Source organism: Nostoc sp. (assembly GCF_054880495.1).
Genome location: NZ_JBTYKD010000375.1, coordinates 1 through 7,108 on the forward strand (window position 1 = coordinate 1; position 7,108 = coordinate 7,108).

Below are 7,108 nucleotides of genomic sequence, written 5' to 3' on the forward strand. Positions count from 1 at the left end.
TCTGACGCAAGTCGAGAGAGTAGGCTTTCATCGCCACGAGTTATCAGTAGAATTGCTCTCTCATATTGTACTGCACTAGACTAATAACCGCTATATCTAAGTATCCCCATCTCCATTATTCAAGTAACATGACCACAAATGGTTACTTATTGGATCTGAATACAGCTTCTGCTTTGGTCAATGTGGGAGTTACAAAATACCAAATTTCCCTTGATGGCCCTAGAGAAATTCACGAGCAAAGTCGTATTCGTGCCGATGGGAAAAGTACATTTGAACGCATTTGGACTAATTTACTAGCAATTCGTGATAGTTCATTACCAATTTATATAAACCTGCGTCTGCACTTCACTGTAGATACTGTTAAGCTTATCGACCCACTACTAAAGGATATCAAAAGAGAATTGTTGCCTGATTCTAGGTTTGCTGTTTACTTCAAAGCTATTGAACGTCTTGGTGGTACTAATGATGCTTCAATCAAAAAGTGCCGGACAGCTAATGACTTTCAGTGTCAAAGTTGGGGATGTTGTCAAAAAGGGGCAGGTGTTAGCGACCATTGACCAAGCTGAACTCCGCAAGCAATTGCAACAGCAACAAGCTAAACTAACAGAATTAGAATCACAAGACCAGGCAGTTGGTTCGCTGCAAAGGCAAAGGCTGGAACAAGAAAAGCGATCGCAACAACAACAAAGCCACTACCTCCAGCAACGTATACTGGAACTACGAGCAACAACGCCTCTCCTCAAAAACAAAGGCAATACCTCCATTGGACAGCAACGCCAAGGTTTAGAACAGCGTTTCAAGCAAGCCCAAGCTTTGAATGCTGTTTTACTCCAGAGAATGGAAATCCGCAAACAGCTATTCCAAAAAGAGGGCGCGATTTCTGGTGATGAAGCACTCACGGCTGAACAAGAATATTTGCAAAACCAGGAAAAAATTGTTGATATCCAAAATCAGTTGAAAGAACTGGATGTAAAAGCGACGCAAACAGAAAAAGATTATCGGGAAAACCTTAGTACCATTTCTGACTTGCAAGCTCAGTTAAAAGAACTAGACAGCAAACAGGCTTCTGTGGCTCAACAAGACCTCGAAAGTGTCACCACCCGACGAAACAGAGATTCAAGAAGTTAAGCGACAAATTGCCCAATTAGAAGTGCAACTAGGCAATGATAGTCAGATTATTAGTCAATATAGCGGACGCGTTTTAGAAATCACGCTGACACCAGGACAAGTTGTTAGCGCCGGAACTCGCCTTGCAACCATTGAGGCGGAAAATCCCAAAAGCAAGCTGGTTGGCGTTACCTATTTTCCTGTTGCTGATGGGAAGAAAATTCAGCCGGGGATGAAGATACAAATTACTCCCCAAACGGTGAAGCGGGAACGCTTTGGTGGCATTGTGGGTAATGTCACCAGTATTTCACGCTTTCCTATTACCAAAGAAGCAGCCGCTAATGAGGTGGGCAATTCAGAAGTGCTGGAAGGTTTAGTGTCTCAACAACAAGGACTGATACAAGTATTCTCTGACCTCGATTTAGATACGAACACACCGAGCGGCTATAAGTGGTCTTCTTCCATAGGGCCACACCTGAAAATTTCTTCGGGAACTACTACTGTTGTGCGAGTCAACGTGGAAGAACGCGCTCCCATCACTTTCGTTTTACCTATCTTGAGGTCGGTCAGTGGTATCTACTAAATCTACTTTAGTAACACCGTTTAATCCTTGGCAGTATTTACAAAAATTACTGCCACGCCGAAGCATTCGAGTAAAAACACCCACTCTTCTGCAAATGGAAGCTGTGGAATGTGGTGCTGCGGCTTTGGGAATTATTCTGGGTTACTACGGTCGAATTGTACCACTACCACAACTGCGGCGAGAATGTGGAGTTTCCCGTGATGGTAGTAAAGCATCTAATATGCTCAAAGCTGCCAGAAGTTATGGACTCGAAGCCAAAGGGTTTAAAAAAGAACTCAAGCAACTGCAAGAATTGCGCCCTCCATTTATTGTCTTTTGGAACTTCAACCATTTCCTTGTGGTAGAGGGATTTCGCCGACAGCGAGTTTATCTCAATGACCCCGGAACAGGGCCGCGTCATGTATCTTTGCAGGAATTTGACGAGGGGTATACGGGAGTTGTGCTGGTGATTGAACCAGGCGCGGAGTTTACTAAAGGTGGTCGTAAACCCAGCATGATTTTATCTCTGTGGTCACGGCTACAGGGTGCTGGAGATGCTTTAGCTTACTCTATGGTTGCGGGATTTTTCTTAACGGTGGTCGGGTTAGTAGTACCTGTGTTCAGCCAAGTGTTTGTAGATGACATCTTGGTGGAGGGACGGCAATTATGGCTGCGTCCTTTGCTTGTGGGTATGGCGATCGCTGCTATACTCCAAGGATCACTAACTTTACTACGGTTGCGCTATCTGCGCCGCCTGAAAATCAAACTGGGTGTAGGGATGTCCAGCCGTTTTCTGTGGCATATCCTCCGCTTACCTGTTAGCTTTTATGCTCAACGTTTTGCTGGAGAAATTAGTAACCGGACTACTCTCAATGACCAAGTTGCTGATGTTCTGGCAGGACAGTTGGCAACTACAATCATTGATAGTTTCATGGTGGTTTTTTATGCCTTAGTCATGGTGCAATATGACTGGGTACTGACCTTAATGGTGGTCGGTTTTGCTGCGGTGAACGTCTTAACTTTGCAGTGGATTTCTCGACAACGGGTAGATGCTAATCAAAGATTGATCCAAGAGTATGGTAAGGCAGCTGGGTTATCTATTGCTGCACTTCAAAGTATTGAAACGTTAAAAGCATCGGGGTTGGAGTCAGATTTCTTTTCGCGGTGGTCAGGTTATTACACCAAAGCTCTCAATTCTCAGCAGGAATTAGGAGTAACAAACCAAACATTTTCAGTATTACCCACGCTGTTATCTGCTCTTTCTTCGATGTTTTTGTTGGTTATCGGTGGTTTCCGGGTAATGGATGGACATATCAGTATTGGGATGCTTATCGCTTTTCAAGGTTTAATGTTAGGTTTCCAGCAGCCTGTTAACAATCTTGTCAACTTTGGTACTACTCTGCAGGAATTGGAGGGGAATTTGATTCGCCTTGATGATGTGCTGGATAATCCCATTGGGGAGGGAGAGACGCGATTAATCGCGTCTGTACAAGGGTCGGGAGCGGGGGGAGCAGGGGAAGTAAATTCTTCGTTGTCTTCCTCATCTCACTATCTTCTTCCGAAATTGCAGGGTTATGTGGAGTTGCGGAATATCACTTTTGGTTATAGCCGTTTGGAAGCGCCATTAATTGAAAACTTTAATATGTCAATTAAGCCGGGACAGCGAGTAGCTTTGGTTGGTGGAAGCGGTTCTGGAAAGTCTACTATTGCCAAACTCGTAAGCGGACTTTATGAATCTTGGGCGGGAGAAGTTTGCTTTGATGGTAAATCTAGAAATCAGATTCCCCAACAACTGCTGACTAATTCTGTGGCAATGGTGGAGCAGGAAATTTTGCTGTTTGGCGGTACGGTTCGGGATAATTTGACCCTCTGGGATGCTACTGTACCAGATAAAAACCTGATGCGGGCTTGTCAAGATGCTGCGATCGCTGATGTAATTCTTTCTATGTCTGGAGGGTTTGATGCTGAACTCATAGAAGGTGCTGCTAATTTAAGTGGCGGTCAGCGACAACGCTTAGAAATCGCTCGCGCTTTGGTGAATAATCCTTCCATACTTGTCATGGATGAAGCCACCAGCGCCCTAGATGCAGAAACAGAACAAATCATTGACCAAAATCTTCGCCGACGGGGATGCACCTGCATAATTGTCGCTCACCGATTAAGCACTATCCGCGATTGCGATCTAATTATTGTTTTAGAACGCGGAAAGGTTGTACAACAAGGCACTCACAAAGAATTATGGCAAGTTGACGGTCTATATTCGCGGTTAATTCGCACTGAAGAATGAGAAAGATGACGAAGAGAGTTAGAACTTAAATGTTCAAGCTCTAAGGCTCAATGTTCAAGCTCAAAGACTTAATGTTCAAGCTCTAAGGCTCAAACTCCCTCATCCCCCTACATCTCTCCCAGTTTTTTCCTTGAATTGATTTCTCCTCATTCTAAAATGCTAATAGGTCAAATTTACATAATTAATGGCAATGAACCGATTCTACTGAATGACCCTTCTAGAGTTTGGGTGGTTCAGTCTGGCTCTATGGCTTTGTTTGCTGTCACACTCAAAGATGGCGCTATCGAAGGAACTCGCCGTTATCTATGCAGTATTAATCAAGGTGAAGCACTTTTCGGAACTGCTAATCAACAGCGTCAGATTTTAGCAGTTCCAATTGGAGAGACAGAATTACTACAAGTTCATCAAGAATGTTTTCGGGAGTTAGTAGCCAATGCAGATGCAATGGCTCTAGCTTGGATAGAAACTTGGCTGTTGCAACTCGGTGGTCTATTCTCCCAAGTTACTATGCCAAAAATTCAGGTGAAGGCTAAGGAAGAAGTACGATTTTCCTTAAATAATGCTCAGACTTTCCAGCCAGAAGCGGGTGTAATCTGTTGGGTACAACTTCACCAAGGAACTGTCCGCTTTCTGGGGTTTGAAGAAATCACCTTAACCCCAACCACTGCAACTTTTCCCCTTACTGACAAAATGTGGTTGGAAGCTGTGGAAGGAGTTCAATTGACAACTAACACTACCAGCGAATTTCCAAATTCAGATACGCTGCTGGCTGGGTTATCTCAGTTGCATACTCAACTCTTGCAATGCATCAATATTATAGATGAGCAAGAAGCACAAACAGAAATAATCCGGTTGCGCGATCGCCAACGCCTAAATCGCCAAGTCACGATGGAGGCTTTAGGCGAACTAGCATCAACGCTGAATCCCCAAGATGGCGACTTTTTCTTAGAAGGTACTCCTTTGTTGGTGGCGGCTGGTGCGGTAGGTAGAGCGATGGGGATAAAAATTCGTCCCCCCTCTCGTTCGGAAAACCTAAAGCGGCTCAAGGAACCTTTAGAAGCAATTGTTCGGGCTTCCCGGATTCGGATGCGGCAGGTGCTATTGCGAGATAACTGGTGGGAAAAGGATTCTGGCGCTTTAATCGCCTATATCCAAGATAATCGCCCAGTCGCACTACTGCCGATTTCTCCAACTCATTATGAAATTTTTGACCCGGTTGAACGTACCCGTGTCAGAGTGGATGAACAGATAGCTGCAACATTGGCTCCTGTTGCTTATATGTTTTATCGCTCTTTGCCCGATAAAGCACTCCAAGCTATTGATATATTCAAGTTCACACTTCAAGGACAGAGCCAAAGTCTGTTGGCAATTGTATTTAGTGGCATTGCCGTAACGCTGCTGGGGATGATTACACCTTATGCCATGTCCATTATTATAGATAATGCAATTCCCGATAGCGATCGCGGTTTATTACTGCAAATCGGCTTAGGTTTGCTAGTGGCAACTTTGGGTACAGCTTTATTTCAGTTAGCACAGGGGTTTGCTCTGTTGCGGATGGAATCGGCTGGCGATGCTTCCACCCAGGCGGGGGTATGGGATCGGTTGCTGAACTTGCCAGTGTCTTTTTTCCGACAATACACAACTGGCGATTTACTCTCTCGCATCACATCGGTGAGTACAATTCGCCGCCAACTCAGTGGCAGAACTCTGATTAATTTGATTACTAGTTCCTTTGCGCTATTTTACTTAGCACAGTTATTTTATTACAACTACAAATTAGCTTTCATCGCCGTTGGAGTTGCGGTAGTTGCGATCGCTTTCACCACACTCTCTGGTATGCTGCTGTTAACCAAAGTACGTCCGCTACTGGAAATCCGGGGTAATATTTTTGGGCAGACAGTACAGCTAATCAATGGCATTTCTAAACTACATATTGCTGGTGCCCAAGAACGCGCCTTTGCCGCTTGGAGTAAAAACTACACTCGCCAAATTAAGCTGGAATTGAGTACACAACGCATAGAAGATGCCGTTGTCCTGTTCAATACAGTTATGCCCATACTGACTTCTGGAATATTGTTCTGGTTTACGATCAAACTGCTGGAAGCTCCGCAAACTTCAGGAACAGTTGAATTATCTCTTGGCACCTTCCTGGCTTTCAACACAGCTTTTGGTAACTTTACCAGAGGTACTACAAGCCTCAGCAATACAGTTACAGAAATTTTGCAAGTCATCCCCCAGTGGCAACGCACACAGCCAATTTTGGCAACTATCCCAGAGGTGGATATGTGCAAAGCTGATCCCGGTAGGCTCATGGGGAAAATTACTGTAGACCATGTTACCTTTTGTTATCGCAGTGATGGCGCACTAACCTTGGATGATGTGAGTATCTCTGCGGAACCGGGAGAATTTATAGCTTTGGTAGGCGCTTCTGGCAGTGGTAAATCGACGTTACTGCGATTACTACTGGGATTTGAAACTCCCCAAGCAGGTGGTATTTACTACGATGGTCAAGATTTGTCTGGGTTAGATGTGGATGCAGTACGCCGACAATTGGGAGTGGTTTTACAAAATGGTCAGCTAAATTCCGCTTCCATTTTTGAGAATATTGCAGGTGGCGCACAGATGACTTTAGATGAAGCTTGGGAAGCAGCGCGGATGTCTGGGTTTGCAGAGGATATCACCGCTATGCCCATGCAAATGCATACTGTGGTCAGCGAAGGGGGTAGTAATCTTTCTGGAGGACAACGCCAAAGATTGTTGATTGCTCGTGCTTTGGCATTAAAACCCCGGGTTTTATTTTTTGATGAAGCTACCAGTGCCCTTGATAATAAAACTCAGGCTATTGTGAGTGAAAGCTTAGATAAATTACAAGTTACCAGAATTGCGATCGCTCATCGACTTAGTACTATCCGTAATGCTCACCGGATTTATGTACTCCAAGCAGGTAAAGTTGTCCAACAGGGAACTTTTCATGAGCTAGCTGCTGTTGAAGGTCTATTTGCCCAGTTAATGGCTCGGCAAATGGGCTAGCTACTTCAAAAAGTGAGATGCTCCCTTCTTACAGCAATTTTCAGGTAATTGAACCACAAACTGCGGTAGGCTGGGAAGGGAGTTATTGTTAGATCCGATGCCAATATCTTACTCAGGAGATT

5 protein-coding genes are annotated in these 7,108 nt (G+C 44.5%); all 5 read left to right on the forward strand.

Annotation, left to right across the window (positions count from 1 at the left end; genetic code table 11):
- Positions 1-128 precede the first annotated feature (128 nt).
- On the forward strand, positions 129-557 hold the full coding sequence (locus ACYTXL_RS31665; RefSeq protein WP_461928063.1) for a hypothetical protein: 429 nt from the start codon (positions 129-131) through the stop codon (positions 555-557).
- Positions 496-1,128 carry a hypothetical protein gene (locus ACYTXL_RS31670; RefSeq protein WP_461928064.1) on the forward strand — a complete coding sequence of 211 codons (633 nt, stop codon included), beginning with the start codon at positions 496-498 and terminating at the stop codon, positions 1,126-1,128. Before ACYTXL_RS31665 ends, ACYTXL_RS31670 begins: the two co-directional genes overlap by 62 nt.
- Positions 1,091-1,690, forward strand: a complete 600-nt coding sequence (locus ACYTXL_RS31675) for an NHLP bacteriocin system secretion protein (protein ID WP_461928065.1) — start codon at positions 1,091-1,093, stop codon at positions 1,688-1,690. The genes ACYTXL_RS31670 and ACYTXL_RS31675 overlap by 38 nt, the downstream gene beginning before the upstream one ends.
- Positions 1,677-3,956, forward strand: coding sequence for an NHLP family bacteriocin export ABC transporter peptidase/permease/ATPase subunit (locus tag ACYTXL_RS31680; RefSeq protein ID WP_461928066.1), 2,280 nt, complete (start codon positions 1,677-1,679; stop codon positions 3,954-3,956). Before ACYTXL_RS31675 ends, ACYTXL_RS31680 begins: the two co-directional genes overlap by 14 nt.
- Before the next feature lie 156 nt (positions 3,957-4,112).
- Positions 4,113-6,986 carry an NHLP bacteriocin export ABC transporter permease/ATPase subunit gene (locus ACYTXL_RS31685; RefSeq protein ID WP_461928067.1) on the forward strand — a complete coding sequence of 958 codons (2,874 nt, stop codon included), beginning with the start codon at positions 4,113-4,115 and terminating at the stop codon, positions 6,984-6,986.
- Positions 6,987-7,108 lie beyond the last annotated feature (122 nt).